At 72.3% G+C, this 18072-nt stretch carries 16 protein-coding genes and 1 pseudogene; 4 read left to right on the forward strand and 13 right to left on the reverse strand.

Annotated features, from left to right (window positions below; genetic code table 11):
• Positions 1-123: 123 nt before the first annotated feature.
• The 6 genes from ACIHAR_RS14405 to ACIHAR_RS14430 all read right to left on the reverse strand — a co-directional run bounded on the left by ACIHAR_RS14405 (position 124) and on the right by ACIHAR_RS14430 (position 4546).
• The gene (locus ACIHAR_RS14405; protein WP_365458090.1) at positions 124-579 is read right to left on the reverse strand and encodes a GNAT family N-acetyltransferase; all 456 of its coding nucleotides are present in this window, start codon (positions 577-579) and stop codon (positions 124-126) included.
• Positions 576-1262, reverse strand: coding sequence for a response regulator transcription factor (locus ACIHAR_RS14410; protein WP_365458093.1), 687 nt, complete (start codon positions 1260-1262; stop codon positions 576-578). Before ACIHAR_RS14410 ends, ACIHAR_RS14405 begins: the two co-directional genes overlap by 4 nt.
• On the reverse strand, positions 1259-2410 hold the full coding sequence (locus ACIHAR_RS14415; RefSeq protein WP_400019667.1) for a sensor histidine kinase: 1152 nt from the start codon (positions 2408-2410) through the stop codon (positions 1259-1261). Before ACIHAR_RS14415 ends, ACIHAR_RS14410 begins: the two co-directional genes overlap by 4 nt.
• 432 nt (positions 2411-2842) lie before the next feature.
• Positions 2843-3589, reverse strand: coding sequence for an IclR family transcriptional regulator (locus ACIHAR_RS14420; RefSeq protein WP_365458099.1), 747 nt, complete (start codon positions 3587-3589; stop codon positions 2843-2845).
• 242 nt (positions 3590-3831) lie between these two features.
• Entirely contained in the window at positions 3832-4257 is a 426-nt protein-coding gene (locus ACIHAR_RS14425) for a MarR family transcriptional regulator (protein ID WP_365458558.1), read from the reverse strand.
• Positions 4258-4420: 163 nt separating this feature from the next.
• Positions 4421-4546 (reverse strand): hypothetical protein, encoded by a 126-nt coding sequence (locus ACIHAR_RS14430; RefSeq protein ID WP_400019483.1) that lies wholly within the window; start codon positions 4544-4546, stop codon positions 4421-4423.
• Positions 4547-4639: 93 nt separating this feature from the next.
• Here ACIHAR_RS14430 and ACIHAR_RS14435 point away from each other — a divergent pair, with 93 nt between their 5' ends.
• From ACIHAR_RS14435 to ACIHAR_RS14450, 4 genes are read left to right on the forward strand one after another with little or no spacing between them, the layout of a single operon-like run.
• Complete coding sequence (locus ACIHAR_RS14435) at positions 4640-5557, forward strand: SDR family NAD(P)-dependent oxidoreductase (protein WP_400019485.1); 918 nt, start codon at positions 4640-4642, stop codon at positions 5555-5557.
• Between the two features lie 11 nt (positions 5558-5568).
• Positions 5569-6444 carry an amidohydrolase family protein gene (locus ACIHAR_RS14440; RefSeq protein WP_365458561.1) on the forward strand — a complete coding sequence of 292 codons (876 nt, stop codon included), beginning with the start codon at positions 5569-5571 and terminating at the stop codon, positions 6442-6444.
• Positions 6445-6456: 12 nt separating this feature from the next.
• Positions 6457-7992: an o-succinylbenzoate--CoA ligase gene (gene menE / locus ACIHAR_RS14445; RefSeq protein ID WP_400019488.1), complete on the forward strand. Its 1536-nt coding sequence runs from the start codon at positions 6457-6459 to the stop codon at positions 7990-7992.
• Positions 7989-8444 (forward strand): MaoC family dehydratase, encoded by a 456-nt coding sequence (locus ACIHAR_RS14450; protein ID WP_365458108.1) that lies wholly within the window; start codon positions 7989-7991, stop codon positions 8442-8444. Before menE ends, ACIHAR_RS14450 begins: the two co-directional genes overlap by 4 nt.
• A gap of 202 nt (positions 8445-8646) precedes the next feature.
• On the opposite strand, the pseudogene ACIHAR_RS14455 reads toward ACIHAR_RS14450, so the two are convergent.
• The 7 genes and pseudogenes from ACIHAR_RS14455 to ACIHAR_RS14485 form a co-directional block, all read right to left on the reverse strand.
• A pseudogene (locus ACIHAR_RS14455) lies at positions 8647-8865 on the reverse strand (histidinol-phosphatase); the annotation flags it as partial.
• Between the two features lie 19 nt (positions 8866-8884).
• Complete coding sequence (locus ACIHAR_RS14460) at positions 8885-10714, reverse strand: LamG-like jellyroll fold domain-containing protein (protein WP_400019490.1); 1830 nt, start codon at positions 10712-10714, stop codon at positions 8885-8887.
• 64 nt (positions 10715-10778) lie between these two features.
• The gene (locus ACIHAR_RS14465) at positions 10779-13700 is read right to left on the reverse strand and encodes a glycoside hydrolase family 2 TIM barrel-domain containing protein (protein ID WP_365458114.1); all 2922 of its coding nucleotides are present in this window, start codon (positions 13698-13700) and stop codon (positions 10779-10781) included.
• A complete protein-coding gene (locus tag ACIHAR_RS14470) occupies positions 13697-14560 on the reverse strand; it encodes a carbohydrate ABC transporter permease (RefSeq protein ID WP_400019492.1) in 864 nt (287 codons plus the stop codon). The genes ACIHAR_RS14465 and ACIHAR_RS14470 overlap by 4 nt, the downstream gene beginning before the upstream one ends.
• Positions 14561-14565: 5 nt before the next feature.
• Positions 14566-15537 (reverse strand): sugar ABC transporter permease, encoded by a 972-nt coding sequence (locus ACIHAR_RS14475; protein ID WP_365458120.1) that lies wholly within the window; start codon positions 15535-15537, stop codon positions 14566-14568.
• The gene (locus ACIHAR_RS14480; protein WP_400019494.1) at positions 15537-16823 is read right to left on the reverse strand and encodes an ABC transporter substrate-binding protein; all 1287 of its coding nucleotides are present in this window, start codon (positions 16821-16823) and stop codon (positions 15537-15539) included. The genes ACIHAR_RS14475 and ACIHAR_RS14480 overlap by 1 nt, the downstream gene beginning before the upstream one ends.
• A gap of 75 nt (positions 16824-16898) precedes the next feature.
• The gene (locus ACIHAR_RS14485) at positions 16899-17948 is read right to left on the reverse strand and encodes a PfkB family carbohydrate kinase (RefSeq protein WP_400019496.1); all 1050 of its coding nucleotides are present in this window, start codon (positions 17946-17948) and stop codon (positions 16899-16901) included.
• Between the last annotated feature and the right edge of the window lie 124 nt (positions 17949-18072).

Consider the following 18072-nt stretch of genomic DNA (forward strand, 5'->3'; position numbering starts at 1 on the left):
GCGGCGCTGTCTTCACGGACCGTGCGCCGCTCACCGTCACAGTCGCCCCCCTTCTTCCACCATGCGCCCGACGCAAGTCGTACGCAAACCCGGCCCTGCGAGGCGAGGACCCCCGTCGCCCGGCTACGACGAGGGAGTGCCCTGGGCGAGGGGATAGTCGTAGCGGACGAAGCCGTTGAACCGCGCCAGCCTGTCGTACAGGGCGCGGGCGGTGGCGTTGCCCTCCTGGGTGGTCCAGTAGAGGCGGGCGGCGCCGTGCCCGCGGGCGACCTCGGCCACGTGCTCGATCAGCGCCCGCGCCACCCCCCGGCCGCGGGCCGCCTCGCCGACGTACAGATCCTGCAGATAACAGCTGTCCGCCATCCAGCCCGTGGCGTGGAACAGGTAGTGCGCGATCCCGACCAGTTCTCCGTCCGCCCGCGCGACGACGGCCCGCACCTGCGCCCCGTCCCGCAGCCGCCGCCACATCTCCTCGTAGCCCTCGTCGGGCACCTCGGTGCGGTAGAACGCCTTGTAGCCGCGCGCCAGTGCCTCCCAGGCGGCGCGGTCGTCCGGGCCCAGGACACCGGTCTCGATCACGGTCGCTCCTTCTCGCCGGGAGAACCCGGCGTCACCAGCCCCGTCTCGTACGCGCAGATCACCGCCTGCACCCGGTCCCTGAGGCCCAGCTTGCTCAGCACGTTGCTCACGTGGGTCTTCACGGTGTGCTCGCTCACGAACAGCGTCGTGGCGATCTCGGCGTTGGACAGGCCGCGGGCGAGCATCCGCAGGGTCTCCACCTCACGGGCCGTGAGGACGTCGAGGCGCTGCGGGGTGACCTCGGCGGCGGCCTCCTCGCGGCGGCGGCGCACGATGTCGGCGACCAGCCGGCGCGTCACCGCGGGCGCCAGCAGCGAGTCACCGGCCGCCACCACCCGTACCGCGTGCACCAGGTCGTCGCGCCGCACGTCCTTCAGCAGGAAACCGCTGGCACCCGCGTACAGCGCCTCGTACACGTACTCGTCCAGGTCGAACGTGGTCAGCATGACCACCCTGCAGGTGGACCGGGCGCAGATCCGCCGGGCCGCCTCCAGACCGTCCACCACCGGCATACGGATGTCGAGGAGCGCCACGTCGGGCGTGTGCCGCTCCACCGCGGCCACCGCCTGCTGCCCGTCGCCGGCCTCGGCGACCACCTCGATGTCCGGCTGCGCCTCGAGGATCATGCTGAAGCCGCTGCGCACCAGTTCCTGGTCGTCGGCGACGACCACCCGCACGCTCACCCCAGGGCCGCCTGCCGGTCGACGGCGGCCGGCAGGCGTACGACGACCCGGAAGCCGCCGTCGGGGCCGCGCCCGGCCTCGGCCGTACCCCCGCAGGCGGCGGCCCGCTCACGGATGCCGACCAGCCCGTGCCCGCCGTCCGCGCCGGGCACGGGGCCCCGCCCGTCGTCCGTCACCGTCACCGTCAACGCCTCCCTGGTCCAGTCGAGTTCGACGACCGCGGAGGAAGCGTACGCGTGCTTGACGGTGTTGGTGAGGGCCTCCTGCACCACCCGGTAGGCGGCGACCTCGGCGTCCGGCGGCAGCGGGCGCGGCTCGCCCGAGGCGCGCAACCCGATGCGCAGGCCGGTGGAGGCGGCGACCTGGCGGACCAGGTCGGCGAGCGCGGACACCCGCGGCTGCGGAAGCCGTCCCGCGCTCGCCCCGCCCTCCTCCTCCTTCAGGACGCCGAGGATCCGCCGCAACTGTGTCATCGCGTCCCGTCCCGTCGTCGCGATCGCGTCGAACGCGGCCTCCGCGCGCGCCGGATCGCTGCGCACCACGACCGGCCCGGCCTCCGCCTGCACCACCATCAGGCTCACCGCGTGCGCCAGGATGTCGTGCATGTCCCGTGCGATCCGGGACCGCTCCTGCGCCCGTGCCCGCTCGGTGTCCGCGGCCCGCTCACGCTCCAGGCGCCGTGCGCGGTCCTCCAGTTCGGTGGCGTAGGCGCGCTGGACGCGGGCGAGCACACCGAGTGCGTACGCGCAGACCACGCCCAGGAGCTGGAAGGCGTACTTGTAGGGGTCGGCGCCCTCCTTGTGGTCGATGGTGACGGAGACGCCGATCAACCAGCCCAGCAGCATCAACCGGCGCTGCGCCGGCCCGGACAGGGCGGCCGTCGCGTGGAGGACGACCAGACCGCCGTACATGACGTCCGGCGGCGGGGCGTGGTGGATGCCCTGCGCCGTGGTGGCCGCGGACACCGCCACCGCGGTGGCGAACGGCGCCCGCCGGCGCCACACCAGCGGGACGGCGGTGGCGGCGCCGAGGAACCAGCCCACCGGGGTGAGCCGTTCGCCGCCCTCGTCCGGGAAGATCCACTGGAGGGAGGCGGCGAACAGCACCAGCGCGGCCAGCGCCGAGTCGACGGCGTACGGGTTCGCCATCCGCAACCGGGCCACGGCGGACGCCCACCAGGGCCGGGCGAGCAGGCTCTGCGCGGCACGGAGGCGTGGGCGGCGCGAGCGTCCGGTCGGGGGGCGGCCGGGAGTGGCGGCGGAGTCGGAGGTGGGGGCGGGGTCGGGCGGCCGGGCGGGCGACTGCATGGGCGGCTCCTCGGGGCCAGGGCCGTCCCAGTATCGCGAGTCGCCGGCGGCCGGTCCTCACCGGTGAGAGGGATGTTCCGGAGGCCGTCCGGGCGCCGGGCGAGGGGAGGGGGGCCGGTCCGGCTGCTGGGTGAGGGAGGGGAGGCCGCCGTCCGGCTGCTGGGTCGTGGTGTGGGGAGGCCGGGCCGCTGTCGGTCGTGGTGTGGGGAGGCCGGGCCGCTGTCGGTCGAGGGCGGGGGCCGGTCCGGCTGTCGGCCTCAGAGGGGGAACAGGTCAGTCGGGCTGCCAGCCGAGCGCCCGGGATATCCCGCGGGCCGCGAGCCGCACCGTCGGCGCCAGCACCGGCACCTGGGCGTCCGCGTAGGGCACGACGACCGACACGGCGGCGACCACCGCGCCGCCCGGCCCGCGCACCGGAGCGGCCACCGAGAGGGCGTCGTCGGTGACCTGACGATCGCTCACCGCCACGCCCGCGCGCCGGACTTCGGCCAGCACCCGGCGCAACCGGGCCGCGTCGGTGATCGTGTGGTCGGTGTAGGAACCCAACGGGGCCGCGCAGTACGACTCCTGCAGTTCCGGTCCGCCGTGCGCCAGCAGCACCAGACCGACGCCGGTGACGTGCAGCGGCCAACGGGCGCCGACGCGGATGCGCACGCCGACCGCCGAATGCCCCGAGATCCACTCGGTGTAGACGACCTCGGAGCCGTCCCGCACCGCCAACTGCACGTTTTCGTGCGTGGCTTCGTACAGGTCCTCCAGGTAGGGCAGCGCGGCCTGACGCAGGGCCACGCCGCGCGGGGCGAGCGCCGCGACCTCCCACAGCCGCAGGCCCACGTGGTAGGCGCCCGACTCGTCCCGCTCCAGGGCGCCCCACTCCGTGAGGGCGGCCACCAGCCGGTGTGCGGTGGTCAGGCTCAGCCCGGCCCGCCGGCTGATGTCGGTGAGGCTCAGCGCCGGGTGCGCGTGGTCGAACGCGGCGAGCACGGACAGCAGCCGGTCGGGCGCGGAGCGGGTGGTCATGGCAGCGGGTTCCTCGACTTCACTGTCACGGTGGCCGTGGGGGTGCCGGCGGCTGTGCCGAGCGTGGGCCGGTGCCGAACGCCGGGTGCCGGTGAAGTTAGGCAGTCGCCGCGCGGGCGTCAATCACCTGCGGGCCACCAGGTGCGGCCGTCCTCCCGAGATCCGCGCAACGTCAGGTGCGGCCGTCCTCCCGAGATCCGCGCAACGTCAGGTGCGGCCGTCCTCCCGTGATACGCGGGCCATCAGGTGAGCCCGTCCTCCGCGATCCGCAGGAGCAGGGCGTGCAGCGTCTCGCGTTCGGCGCTCTTGAGCGGGGCCAGCAGCTCGTTCGTCACGCGCAGGCCCGCCTCGTCGGTGTCGCGCAGGAAGGCGCGGCCGGCCTCGGTGAGGACGACGATCCGGCTGCGGCGGTCGTCCGGGGCCGGCCGGCGCTCGGCGAACCCGAGCTTCTCCAGGTCGTCGACGAGGCCGACGATCGCGCTCGGGTCGTAGCCGAGCCGTGCGCTCAGTTCGCGCTGGAGCGCGCCCTCGGCGGTGGCCAGGAACCGCAGCACCGCGTAGTGGCGCAGCCGCAGCCCCGACTCCTGCAGGAACGTGTTGAACAGCTGACCCGAGCGCAGGCCCAGGCGGTAGAGCAGGTAGCCCGTGTCGGCGTGCAGCCCGCGCATCCACGGCTCGTCCGCGTCGATCGGGGTGGCGTTCACGGCGTCGTGCTGGCGGGCGATGGCGGGCTCCCTGGGTCGGCCTTCGGCGGGGGTGTTTCGTCGTGCAGATTCCAGCATGACCCACCCGCAGGTCGACAACAACTATTGACGATCACAATTATTGCTCTTAGCTTCGATCCCGCAGCCGCAGCCGCAGCCGCAGCCGCAGCCGCAGCCGCAGCCGCAGCCGCAGCCGCACCTGCCCGTGGCCCACGGGCCGCACCTCACCGTGGCCGACGGGGCCGCACCGCATCGTGGCCCCCCGGGGCCGCACATGACCGTCGCCCCCCGGGGCCGCACTCGACCGTGGCCCGCGGGGCCGCACCGTTCGTGAAGGGACCCACCCGTGCCCAGCATCGATCTCACCGGCAAGGCCGCCGTCGTCACCGGCAGCGGCCGGGGCCTCGGCCTCGCCTACGCGCACGCCCTGGCCGCCCACGGCGCGTCCGTGGTCGTCAACGACGTCGACGAGGCCGTGGCCGAGGCGGCCGTGAAGTCCATCACCGAGGCGGGCGGCACGGCCGTCGCCGAGGTGGTCCCGGTCGGCACCTCCGAGGCCGCCGAGCGGCTGGTGAACCGCGCCGTCGAGGAGTTCGGGCGGCTGGACGTCCTGGTGACCAACGCGGGCATCCTGCGCGACAGGGTGCTGTGGAAGATGACCGACGACGACTTCGACGCCGTGATCACCACCCACCTCAAGGGCACCTTCACCTGCGCCCGCGCCGCCGCCGTACGGATGCGCGAGCAGGGCGAGGGCGGCACGCTGATCCTCGTCGGCTCCCCGGCCGGCCAGCGCGGCAACTTCGGCCAGACCAACTACGCGGCCGCCAAGGCCGGCATCGCCGCCATGGCCCGCACCTGGTCGATGGAGCTGGGCCGCGCGCGCATCACCGTCAACGCGATCGTCCCGGTCGCCGCCACCGCGATGACCGAGACCATCCCCGCCTTCGCGCCGTACGTCGAGGCGATGAGGAACGGCGAGCCGCTGCCGGACCTCCTGCGCAAGGGCGATGGCTTCGGCACCCCCGAGGACTGCGCGGCCCTGGTGCCCTTCCTCGCCTCGGAGGCCGCCCGTGGCATCACCGGTCAGGCCATCGGCATCGGCGGTGACAAGGTGGCACTCTGGGCGCATCCGCAGGAGATCCGCGCCGCCTACGCCGACGGCGGCTGGACCCCCGAGACCCTCGCCGCCGCCTTCCCCGCCTCCGTCGGCGCCGAACTGCAGACGGTCGGCATCCCGGCGCCGAAGCTCCCGGAGGCGTGATGCAGCGCTCGATGAACGTCGACGGACTCGTCGCGATCGACGTCCACACCCACGCGGAGGTCTCCTCCCGGGGCCACTCGTCCCTCGACGACGACCTCCACGAGGCCTCCTCCGCCTACTTCAAGGTGGAGGGCGCGCGGAAGCCGACGATCGAGGAGACGGCCGCCTACTACCGGGAGCGGAACATGGCCGCCGTCATCTTCACGGTGGACGCCGAGTCCGCGACCGGCACGGCCCCCGTCCCCAACGAGGAGGTCGCCGAGGCCGCAGCCGCCAACGCCGACGTCCTCATCCCCTTCGCCTCCGTCGACCCCTTCCGCGGCAAGGCGGGCGTCCGGCAGGCCCGCCGCCTGGTCGAGGAGTACGGGGTCAAGGGCTTCAAGTTCCACCCCAGCATCCAGGGCTTCTTCCCCGACGACCGCGCGGTCGCCTACGACCTGTACGAGGTGATCGAGGAGACCGGCGCCATCGCCCTCTTCCACACCGGCCAGACCGGCATCGGCGCGGGCGTGCCCGGCGGGGGCGGGATCCGGCTGAAGTACTCCAACCCGCTGCACGTGGACGACGTGGCCGCCGACTTCCCCCACCTCAAGATCATCCTCGCGCACCCGTCGTTCCCCTGGCAGGACGAGGCCCTCGCCGTCGCCACGCACAAGCCGGGTGTGCACATCGACCTGTCCGGCTGGTCGCCGAAGTACTTCCCGCCGCAACTCGTGCAGTACGCCAACACGCTGCTGAAGGACAAGGTGCTCTTCGGCTCCGACTTCCCCGTCCTCACCCCCGACCGCTGGCTCGCCGACTTCGACAAGCTGACGATCAAGGACGAGGTGAAACCGAAGATCCTCAAGGAGAACGCCGCCCGCCTGCTCGGACTCACCACACCGTAAGGGGCGTGAACGATGCGCAACGAGGGACTGGGGTCGTGGCCCGCACGCCGGGCCCGCAAGACCCCGCACCGCACCGCCCTGGTCCACGGTGAACAGTCGACCGACTACCGCACACTGCACACACGCACCACACGGCTCGCCCACGCCCTGCGAGCCCGGGGCGTCCGCCGCGGCGACCGCATCGCCTACCTCGGCCCGAACCACCCCTCCTACCTGGAGACCCTGTTCGCGGCCGGCATGCTCGGCGCGGTCTTCGTCCCGCTCAACACCCGCCTGGCCGGCCCCGAGATCGCCTACCAGCTCGCCGACTCCGGCGCCAAGGCACTCGTCCACGCCCCATCCCACACGGGCCTGGTCGCCGGGCTGCCCGGCAGCACAGACGTCCGGACCTCCGTCGAGGTCGGCGCCGAGTACGAGCTGGCGCTGGCGTCGGCGCCGGACGAGCCGATCGACGAGCCGGTCGGCGCCGACGACACCTGCGTCATCATGTACACCTCGGGCACGACCGGCCGCCCCAAGGGCGCCATGCTCACCCACGGCAACCTCACCTGGAACGCGCTCAACGTCCTGGTCGACACCGACCTGATCGCCGACGAACGGGCCCTGGTCTCCGCGCCGTTGTTCCACACGGCCGGCCTGAACATGCTGACCCTGCCCGTGCTGCTCAAGGGCGGCACCTGCGTCCTGGTCGAGGCCTTCGACCCGGAGGCCACCCTCGACCTGGTCGAACGGCACCGCATCACCTTCATGTTCGGCGTGCCGACGATGTTCGACCGGATCGCCCGCCACCCGCGCTGGCCCCACGCCGACCTGTCGTCCCTGCGCATCCTCACCTGCGGCGGCTCCCCGGTCCCCACCCCGCTGATCGCCGCCTACCAGGAGCGTGGCCTCACCTTCCTCCAGGGCTACGGCATGACCGAGGCCGCCCCCGGCACGCTCTTCCTGGACGCCGAGCACGCGACCGGCAAGGCGGGTTCGGCCGGCGTGCCGCACTTCTTCAGCGACGTGCGGGTCGTACGGCCCGACCTGGCGCCCGTCGAGGCCGGCGAGACCGGCGAGGTGGTCGTGCGCGGCCCGCACGTCATGCCCGGCTACTGGGGCCTGCCCGAGGAGACGGCCGCCTCGTTCGCCGACGGCTGGTTCCGCAGCGGGGACGCGGCCCGGGTCGACGAGGACGGCTACGTGTACATCGTCGACCGTATGAAGGACATGATCATCTCCGGTGGGGAGAACGTCTACCCCGCCGAGATCGAGGACCTGCTGCTCTCCCACCCCGACATCGTCGAGTGCGCCGTCATCGGCGTGCCCGACGACACGTGGGGCGAGGTGCCGCGCGCGGTCGTCGTCCCCCGCGAGGCCGCCGCCCTCGACCCCGACGAGGTGCTGGCCTCCCTGTCCGGCCGCCTCGCCAAGTACAAGATCCCCAAGTCGGTGGTGGTCGCGGACGAACTCCCGCGCACGGCCTCCGGAAAGCTCCTGAAAGCCAGGGTGCGCTCCCGGTACGGCACCACCCCTGAGTCGAACTCCCATGTGAGGAACCCCGAATGAGCATCACCGTCAACGGCCTCGACGAGCTGAAGAAGCTGGCCGGCAGCGATCTGGGCACCAGCGAGTGGATCGAGGTCACCCAGGAGCGCATCGACACGTTCGCCGAGGCGACCGGGGACCACCAGTGGATCCACGTCGACCCCGAGCGCGCGAAGGGCGGCCCCTTCGGCGCGCCCATCGCCCACGGTTACCTGACGCTCTCCCTGTTCATCCCGCTCTTCACCGAACTGCTGGACGTCCAGGGCGTCACCACGAAGGTCAACTACGGGCTGAACAGGGTCCGTTTCCCCTCACCGGTGAAGGCCGGCTCGCGGATCCGCCTGTCCGGGAGGCTGGCGGAGGTCGTGGAGGTGCCCGGCGGCGTCCAGATCACGGTCGACGGCACGATCGAGATCGAGGGCGCCCCGAAGCCGGCGGCCGTGCTGCAGAGCCTCTCGCGGTTCTACGCGTAGGGCCCGCGAGGACCGGGGGCGGGTGGCGACCGCGAGCAGCGCGGCCTGCGCCCCTCGAGGGTGCGGTGCCGTAGGGGCCGGTGAGGGTGGGGAACCGCGAGGCCGGTTCGTGGCTGGGCCCGCCCACGCGGCGGAGCCGCACATCGAGACAGCCCCGCGCCCCTCACCGGCGCTTCAGCCCACGACGTCCACGAAGACCGGGCACGTGGTGGTCGCCGACCAGGTAGGCGAGGCGCGGGTCCTCACCGCCGTGGCCCCGGCCGGCGGCGGCGACGGCCGGGGTGGCCGCCCCGCCCAGGGCGAACGCGGCCCCGAACAGGCCCGCGCGGCGCAGGAGTCCGCGCCGGGACACACCCTGCGCCTCGAGGCCGGCGGGGGAGACGGCCGGATCGGCCCAGGTGGGGAGCTGCTGCTCGGTCACGGTGATCCTCGTCAGGGGGTCAGTGGTTCATGAAGGAGGTCACGGGCAGCGCCCGTTCGACGATCCGGACGTCACCGAGCCGGCCGTGCAGGATCTGGTCGATAGCGCCGCCGTACTCGTATCCGCCGAGCAGCCACGGCAGGCCCACGGAGGAGATGCCGACCGCGGCGGCCCTCGGGTTGCGCACGACCGGACAGCCCTCGACGTACAGGGTGGTGTGCCGGCCGTCGTTGACGACCGCCAGGTGCCACCAGGTCTCCAGCGGGGTCTCCTGGCCCCAGTTGGTGGCGATGCCCTCCTGGTTCAGGGGGCGCACCGCCCACTGCGGCTCCCGGTCGTTGGACAGGGACAGCGTGGCGAGCGGCTCCTCGGTGTCGTCGGCCGTCTTCCCGGCGGCACCGCCCGTGCCGGTCCGGCCCACCAGTCCCGACCACGCGTGGTGCGCCGGGTCCCAGTCGGCGGGAAGGCGGTAGAACGCCTCGACGGTGTAACCGCGCGTGAACGTCGACGAGTTGAGCGGAGCGCTGTCGACCGTGCGCAGGTACGCCCCCCTCAGCGGCGACTTGAACCCCTGAAACTCCAGGCTGCCGTGCCCCGGCTGGTCGGGGTGGTGGTCCGCCGACCAGCCCAGCGCGCCCCCGCCGACCGTGACGACGGTGAGGTCGTTGCCGCGCCCGGACAGGTCGCGGACGGTGCCGCCGTCCACGGGCGACTCGAAGCGCCAGTAGGCCGCCGTCCCCGCAACCAGCATCGCCGAGGCGGGCCGTGCGGGGCGCGCCGGCACCGGGGCGAAGCCGGAGAACCGCTCGGCGAAGTCGATCGCGACGGTGAACCGGTCGGCGTCCCCGCTCAGTTCGATCTCCTGCCGCTCCAGCTCGTTGAGCCCCCGCGCGGCCCGGCCCAGGATCCACGGCGAGACCGTCTCCACGTCGATGACGTCGCGGTCGAGGTCGAAGCGGTAGAGGCGGATCATCGCCGCGCCGCCGAAGTAACGGTTCTGATAGTTCGTCAGGTGCAGGTGGACGTCATGCCCCGCCGCGTTCCTGCGGACCGCCCGGCCGGCGGGCCAGTAGTGGCCGTTGAGGGTCAGGAAGATCTGGTCGTGGTCCTCGATCAGCCGGTCCCACAGTTGCTGCCCGTACGCGGACAGGGAGTCGTCCCCGGCGACCAGTTCGTGGGTGGTGAGGACGACGGGCGTCCTCGGGTGCCGGGCCAGGACGCCGGCCGCCCACGCGTACCCCTGGTCGGACAGCCGCCAGTCCAGCGCCAGCACCATCCACTGCCGGCCGCCGGCCCGGAAGAGGTGGAAGCTGTTGTAGCCGTCCGGGGAGGCCCCGCCGTACGTCCTCCTGCCCTGGAAGCGCCGCGGGCCGAAGGCGTCCAGATACGGGCTCGCCCCGCGCTGGTCGGTCGTCGACGCCTTCACGTCGTGGTTGCCGGCCAGGACGCTGTAGCCGACCCCGCGCCGGTCGAGCAGCCCGAACGCCTCGCTGATCGCGGTGATCTCGGCCTTCGTGCCGTTCTGGGTGAGGTCGCCCAGGTGGGACAGGAACACGATGTTCTCGTCCCCGCCGTGCTCCAGGAGGTAGCGCAGCGACGCCTCGACGGGCGCGCCGTCGATGCTCGGCCCGTCGAAGAGGTACTGCGTGTCCGGCATGACGGCGAGCGTGAACCGGCGGCTGTCGGGGTCGGGACGCCACCGGGGCGACGCCGCCACGGCGTCGGCGGCGGGCAGTGCCGCCGCCACCGTGGCGGCCGCCCCGAGCAGCGCGGTCGCCCTCAGGAAGCCGCGGCGCCCGGCGCCGGCCCGGGACGCCTCGCCCTCTTCATGGGCATGCGAAGTGCACACGTGTGCTCCGTAACGGAAGTCCGCTGGGGGATCGGGATCGGGACCAGGTTCGGGGTCGGGTGGTTCAGAGAACGCGCAGGGTCCAGCTCCAGCGGTGGACGCCCGGGGCGACGAGGTAGGAGGCGAAGGTGTCGGGGCCGCACGAAGCCGTGCCGAGCCCCCGGTGCGCCGCGTCGAGGTGCACCACGCAGCCGGGACGCGGCACCAGTTCGTCGTGGTGGGCGACGGCGGTCAGGTCCTCGGCGCGGTAGCGGGTGACGGAGACCTGGCGCGGCTCGTCCAGCGTGACCGCGAGGCCCGTGGCGTCCGGCGCGGTCAGCGTGAACCGCCGCACCCCGTGGCGGCCCCCGCTCTCCTGCGGACGCAGATACGGGGTGAACAACGCGTCGACGGGAAGGGAGTGGTGCCCCACAGGCGCTCCCGCGCTGCGGTCGGGGTACGACTCCCAGGGCCCCTGCCCGAACCACTCCAGCAGGTCGAGCCCCGCGACCGTCTCGAAGACCGACCCGACCCGCGCCACGTCGTCGAACTCCTCCGGCAGCTCGGCCTCCTCGTCGATCCGCAGCCCGCCCTCGACCGGCGTCAGCACCTGCCGGTGCCGGACCACACCGGTCGTGCCCGCGTACTCCGCGACGACGGTCACCGACACGCCGTCCCGGTGCACGGAGAGCGGCCTGCGCACGAGCGCGTCCAGCCCCCACTCCCGCCAGCGCGTCGCGATCCCGCCCAACTCGTCGTTGTCGGTGGGCGCCCGCCACAGCGACAGCGTCGGGGCGGCGGTCAGCAGCGGGTGGACGAGCAGCCCGTCACCGTCCACCTCCACCGGGGCCGCCACCGCCGGCTCCTCCTGCGCGGGCACGGCCGCGCGTAACCGCAGCTGCGGAGCGCACACCTCCGTACCGCGCGGCGCCCACGGCAGGTCCTCGGCCGTGGTCACCCGCAGCGTCAGCCACGCCTCGCCGCCGTCCGCCGGCAGCTCGAACGGCAGCGGCACCACGGCCGTCTCGCCCGGCCGCACCGCGGGCAGCTCGGCCGGCGCGGTCAGCGTGCCGCCGTCCGCCAGGGACAGCTCCCACTCGGCCGCGAGCCACTCCAGGCCGCGGAAGTGCTGGTGGTTGGCCAGGACCAGCCCCTCGTGCCGGAAGCAGCGCAGGCGCAGCGGCGCCGCGAGCTCCCGGTGCTCGTACAGCACCGGCTTGGGCGTGCGGTCCGGGAAGACCACCCCGTCGGCGACGAACGCGCCGTCGTGGTACGGCTCCCCGAAGTCGCCGCCGTACGCCCAGCGGTGGCCCGGTGCGGTGACACCGTTGTCGTAGAGGCCGGCGCCCCCACGCCCGGCCGGTCTTCCGTCGCTCACACGCTGGAGGATCCCGTGGTCCCAGAACTCCCAGATGAACCCGCCCTGAAGACCCGGGGTGGCCTCGATGGCGGCCCAGTGGTCGGCCAGCGTGCCGTTGCTGTTGCCCATCGCGTGGGAGTACTCGCACTGGATGAGCGGCTTGGTCTGCCGCCCGGACAGGGCGTGCGCGAGGCAGTCCTCCAGCGGCGCGTACATCGGGCAGGCGATGTCCGAGGCCAGGTCCGGATCCGCCCAGCCGCGTCTGGCCGCCCCCTCGTACTGGACCGGCCGGGTCGGGTCGTGCCGGCGCACCCAGCCGGCCGCCGCGTCGTGGTGGGCGCCGTAGTCGGACTCGTTGCCCAGCGACCAGACGATGACGCACGGGTGGTTCTTGTCCCGCAGGACCATCCGCGAGACCCGGTCCACGAAGGCGTTCAGGTAGCGCGGGTCGTCGGCGATCTCGTGGGCGTGGTCGTGGGACTCGATGTCCGCCTCGTCGACCACGTAGAGACCGAGCTCGTCGGCCAGGTCGTACAGCGCCGGGTCGTTCGGGTAGTGCGCGGTGCGGATCGCGTTGAAGCCGAAACGCTTCAGCAGGACCAGGTCCGCGCGCATGTCCTCAGGCGACACCGTGCGGCCGGTCAGCGGGTGGAAGTCGTGCCGGTTGACGCCCCGGACGAAGACGCGCTCGCCGTTGACCAGCAGATCCCGGCCGACGACCGCCACGTCGCGGAAGCCCACGCGGTACCGGGCGGTGTCGGCGACCGTGCCGTCGGCGCGGTGCAGCCGGACGGTCAGCCCGTACAGCTCGGGCGTCTCGGCGCTCCACGGACGCACCGCACGGACGACCGTGTGCAGCCGGACCTCGCCCAGGAAGCCGGAGACCCGCCCGTCCTCCTCGTGGGCACGGTCGAGCGCGGTGTCGCGCGCGAGCGGAAGCCCGTCGAGCTCCCCGGTTACGTACCAGCCGCCGGGCAGGGCGCCCGCGGCGTCCCGCACCCGGCAGTCGACCCGCAGCTCCCCGTCCCGGCGCGCCCGCACGGCCACGTCGGCCAGATGCAGCGGATCGGTCGCGTACAGCAGCACCGGGCGGGTGATCCCGCCGTGCCACCACTGGTCCTGGTCCTCGATGTGCGACGCGTCCGACCACTTGACGACCGTCAGACGTACGACGGCCCGCTCCCCGGCGCGCACGACCCCCGTCAGGTCGAACTCGGCGGCCAGGTGGGAGTCCTTCGACAGGCCGACCGGCCGCCCGTCCACGTGGACCAGCAGCACGCTCTCGGCGGCGCCGACCTGGAGCACGATCCGGCGCCCGGACCACTCGGCGGGCACCTCCACCTCGCGCTCGTACACGCCCGTCGGATTGTCCGCAGGCGACCGCGGCGGGAATTCCGTATACGGCATACGGACGTTCGTGTACTGCGGAAGGTCGCCCGTGTCCTGCATGGTCCATGCACCGGGCACCCGCGTCGACGACCACACCGCGCCCACGGGGGCGTCGGGCGCCGGCAGCAGCTGGAAGCGCCACGGGCCGTCCAGCGACAGCGCCCCGGCCCTGCGGTCCACGGTGTTCATGGGCAGCCGCCCCCAGGAGGTCACCTCCGGTGCCTCCCAGGGGCGCAGCGCCAGCAGGGGGTCCGTCACTTGATGGCTCCCTTGGCGAGGTCCCCGATGATCTGGCGGGCGCCGATCGCGAACACGATCAGCAGCGGGATCAGGGCGAGCAGCGCGCCCGTCATGACCATGCCGTAGTCGGTGGTGCCGTGGGTTCCGTTGAGCTGGGACAGCGCCACCTGGAGGGTCACGTTGTCCGGGTCGGTCAGGGCGATCAGGGGCCAGGCGTAGTCGTTCCACTGGCCCATGAAGGTGAAGATGCCGAGGAAGGCCAGGCCCGGCCGGACCACCGGGAGCGCCACGTGCCAGTACTGGCGCAGGAAGTGCGCGCCGTCGATGCGGGAGGCGTCGAGGAGTTCGTCGTGGATGGCGCCCTTCATGTACTGGCGCATCCAGAAGATCCCGAAGGCGTTCGCGGCGGCCGGCACGATCAGTGCCGTCATGGAGCCGATCCAGCCGATCTTCGCCATGATGACGAACTGCGGGATCGCCGCGAGCTGCGCCGGGACCATGAAGATGAACATGAGCAGCACGAACAGCATGCGCTTGCCCGGGAAGTCGAACTTCGCGAAGACGAAGGCCGCCAGCGAGTCGAAGAACAGGACGAGGAAGGTCACCGTCGTCGCGACCAGCAGCGAGTTCGCCATCGACCCGAAGAAGTCGATCGCGTCCAGGAGGCTGCGGACGTTCTCCGTGAAGTGCGAGCCCGGCAGCAGCTTCGGCGGATAGGAGAAGATCTCCGACGAGGTGTGCGTGGACATGATCACGGCCCAGTAGAACGGGAAGGCCGACAGCAGCAGTCCGGCGACCAGGACCGCGTGCAGGGCGATGCCCCGGCGCCGTGAACCCGAAGTCCCCTGGGGACGCCCCGTGTTCCGTATGGATGCCATGGCGGTCAGGCTCCCTGTTCTTCGCCCCGGCGCTGCACCAGGCGCCAGTTGATGATCGAGAAGAGGACGACGACGAGGAAGATGCCCCACGCCACGGCGGCGCCGTAGCCGAAGTCGTTGTTGTCGAAGGTCTGCTGGAAGAAGTAGAGGACCATCGTGCGGCCGGCGTGGTCCGGACCGCCGGAGAACGTCGACTCGTTGGCGGTGTTCTGCAGCAGCACCTGCGGTTCGGAGAAGCTCTGCAGACCGGTCACCGTCGAGACGACCAGCACGAACAGCAGCACGGGCCGCATCATCGGCAGCGTGACCCGGAAGAACGTCTGCACCGGGCCGGCACCGTCGATGCGCGCGGCCTCGTACAGCTCGCCCGGAACGGTCTGCAGCCCGGCGAGGAAGATGATCGCGTTGTAGCCGGTCCACTGCCAGGTCATCAGCGTGGCGATGGCCACCTTGATGCCCCACGGCGTGTTCAGCCACGCGACCTGGTCGAGACCGACGGCCTGCAACAGGGCGTTGATCAGGCCGAAGTTGGTGGAGAACACCGAGCCGAAGACGATCGCGATCGCCACGACGGACGTGACGTTCGGCAGGAAGTAGGCGAAGCGGTAGAGCTTGCGGAAGCGGACCGCCGAGTTGAGCATCACGGCCGTCACCATCGCCAGGAAGATCATGGGGAAGGTGGCCAGCGCCCAGATGACGATCGTGTTCCCGATCGACTGCCAGAAGTCACCGTCGCTCAGCAGGTACCGGTACTGCGACAGGCCCGCCCACTCCATCGAGCCGAGGCCGTCCCAGCGGTGCAGGGACAGGTAGAAGGAGAAGCCGACGGGGACCAGGCCGAAGGCGAGGAACAGCAGGTAGAACGGGGAGATCGCGGCGTAGAGGTGCCAGTGCCTGCGCAGGCCCGACCGGGGCCGTGCGGCGGGGGTCTCCACCACGGTCACCGGAGGCTTCTCCAGCGCGGGGACGGTGGCCATCAGTAGCTCACCCCCAGGTGCTTGGCGATGCGCCGGCACTTGCTCATGGCGTCACTCCAGGCCTTGTCCGGGTCCTTGCCGAGGACGCCGACGTTCTTGATCTCGTCCTTGACGGGCTGCCCGAGCGCCACGTCGTACGGGCTGTTGTAGGCGACCGTGATCTTCTGTGCGGCGGGCCCGAAGACGTCCATCGTGACCTGGCCGCCGAAGAAGGGATCGGGTTCGCGCAGCTGCTTCATGCCGTACGAGGCGGGGGTGGAGGGGAAGAGCCCGGCGTCGACGAAGCCCTGCGCCTGGTTGGCCGCGCCCAGCACCCAGGTGATGATCCGGAAGGCCTGCTCGGGTTCCCGGCACGCCTTGGTGATCGACAGGAACGAGCCGCCGTTGTTGGAGGGCCGCACGGGCATGTCGGCCACCCGCCACCTGCCCCCGGTCTTCGGGACGCCGTTCTTCAGGTCGCCGGTCGCCCAGGAGGCGCCGAGCTGACTGGGCAGCCTGCCGGACTCGACGGCCGACAGCTGGTCCGGCGTGCCGTTGACGATGTTCGAGACGATCCCGCGGCGCTTGGCCTCCACGGCCAGCGCCCAGGCGTTGCGTACGTGCTCCTGGTCGCCGATGAAGTGGCGGTCCTTGCCGACGTACCGCTCACTGCCCTGGTTCACCACGTTCTCGAACACGGCGTTGACGTCGGTGAGCAGGTAGGTCCCCGGGATCCGCTTCCTGAGGCGCTCGCCGGCCGCGAAGAACTTCTCCCAGGTGTTCAGCTGCGCCGACACGTCGGCGGGCTCGTAAGGCAGGCCGGCCTTCCGGAAGACGGCGTACTGGTAGAAGTGCGCGACCGGGCCGCAGTCGATGGGGAATCCGATCATCGTGCCGTCGTCGGCGATGCCCTGGTCCCACTTCCACGACAGGTACTGGTCCTTGTACCGGTCCGCGCCGAGCGTCCGCAGGTCCACGAACTGGTCGGCGTTGGGCAGGTAGGACGCCATGTCCTCGCCCTTGAGGCCGGCGATGTCGGGGATATGGGCACGGCCGGCCATCGTGGTGAGCAGTTTTGAACGGTAGTAGCCGCCGATCTGGAGGGCCTGAAGGTTCACCGCGCTGTCGTACCGGGCCTTGGCGTTCTTGACGACGGTGTCGCTCAGGCCGCCGCTCCAGTACCACAGGACCATGTTCCGGCCGGTGGAGCCGGTCGGAACGGCGCAGCCGGCCGCCAGGCCGCCGAGCGCCGTGGCGGCCGTACCGGCCAGGCCCGCGCGGAGCAGGCCTCTTCGTGAGAGCCGCACAGCTCCCACCGCCTTTCGGATCTGTTCGGGACTTCGCGTACGAGGGGTACGTGGGGGAGTCGGGGAGGGGGTGGGTCAGCCGTGCGGTGCGGGCGGGGTGACGGGGGCGTACCGGACCGGGGGGCCGGGGTCGGCCGGCAGCCGGTCCGCGAGGAAGCCGTACGCCCGTTTCAGCCCGGGGTCGGTCAGGGAGCGCCACCAGCGGTCGACGCCGTACCAGCCCGGGGCGGCCAGTGCCCCGCCGTGATGCCGCACCGACAGCCCGGCGGCGAGTACGGCGAACCGCAGCCGTTCCTCCAGCGGCCAGCCGCCGAGCGAGGCCGTCACGAAGGCGGCGCAGAAGACGTCGCCGGCGCCGGTCGGGTCCAGGACATCGATGTCGAGAGCGGGGACGTCCGCGTACTCGCCCGTGGTCTGGTCCACGGCGAGCGCGCCGTCACCGCCGCGCGTCACCACGGCGACCGGCACCAGCTCCGACAGCGTGCCGAGCGCCGCGACGGCGCTGTCGGTGCGGGTGTAGGCCATCGCCTCTGTCTCGTTGGGGAGGAAGGCGTGGCACAGGGCGAGCTGGTCGAGCAGGTCGCGGGACCACTGCTGGGTGGGGTCCCAGCCGACGTCGGCGTAGATCCGCGTGCCGTTCGCGGCGGCCTTGCCGATCCACGCGCGGGGTTCGGCCTCGAGGTGCACGAGGGCCGTGCGCGCCGCGGGCGGGTCGCCCACCAGCGCGTCCTGCGAGTACGGCGGCTCCTGGCCGTGGGTGACGAGGGCCCGGTCGTGGACGGTCCTCCCCTCGCCGGAGCGGGGGTGGGCAAGGGCGAGGGCGACGGTGACCGGGGTCGGCCGGCCGTGCGCCACCCGGGAGAGCGTGAGGTCGACGCCCTCCTGTCCGGCGAGGACCTCCCGGCAGTGGGCGCCGTAGAAGTCGTCCCCGAAGACCGTAGCGAGGGAGGTCCGCAGGCCGAAGCGGGAGGCGGCCACGGCCAGGTTGGCGATGCCGCCGGGGCCGCAGCCCATCCCCGTCGTCCAGATCTCCTCGCCCGGGGTGGGAGCCTTTCCCAGACCCGTGAGGACCAGGTCGTAGAAGAGCAGCCCGGTGAGCAGCACGTCGGGCCGGTCGTCGTCCACGGAGGCGTCCTCTCGTCACGGCTCGTCAGAACTCTTCATTTCGGTGACCGGAATCGTGCGCCCCTCACGGAGATTGGTCAATACCCGAGCAGAAATGAGCATGGCTCTGATTGAAGATGACGAG

The sequence above is a fragment of the Streptomyces sp. NPDC052016 genome (assembly GCF_044548445.1).
Lineage (GTDB): Bacteria > Actinomycetota > Actinomycetes > Streptomycetales > Streptomycetaceae > Streptomyces.

Excerpts from the sequence above, each read along its gene's own strand:
- ACIHAR_RS14415 (WP_400019667.1), bottom strand. The coding sequence starts at position 2,410 with ATGGCGAACCCGTACGCCGTCGACTCGGCGCTGGCCGCGCTGGTGCTG.
- ACIHAR_RS14420 (WP_365458099.1), bottom strand. The coding sequence starts at position 3,589 with ATGACCACCCGCTCCGCGCCCGACCGGCTGCTGTCCGTGCTCGCCGCG.
- ACIHAR_RS14425 (WP_365458558.1), bottom strand. The coding sequence starts at position 4,257 with ATGCGCGGGCTGCACGCCGACACGGGCTACCTGCTCTACCGCCTGGGC.
- ACIHAR_RS14430 (WP_400019483.1), bottom strand. The coding sequence starts at position 4,546 with ATGCGGTGCGGCCCCGTCGGCCACGGTGAGGTGCGGCCCGTGGGCCAC.
- ACIHAR_RS14440 (WP_365458561.1), top strand. The coding sequence starts at position 5,569 with ATGAACGTCGACGGACTCGTCGCGATCGACGTCCACACCCACGCGGAG.
- menE (WP_400019488.1), top strand. The coding sequence starts at position 6,457 with ATGCGCAACGAGGGACTGGGGTCGTGGCCCGCACGCCGGGCCCGCAAG.
- ACIHAR_RS14450 (WP_365458108.1), top strand. The coding sequence starts at position 7,989 with ATGAGCATCACCGTCAACGGCCTCGACGAGCTGAAGAAGCTGGCCGGC.
- ACIHAR_RS14470 (WP_400019492.1), bottom strand. The coding sequence starts at position 14,560 with ATGGCATCCATACGGAACACGGGGCGTCCCCAGGGGACTTCGGGTTCA.
- ACIHAR_RS14475 (WP_365458120.1), bottom strand. The coding sequence starts at position 15,537 with ATGGCCACCGTCCCCGCGCTGGAGAAGCCTCCGGTGACCGTGGTGGAG.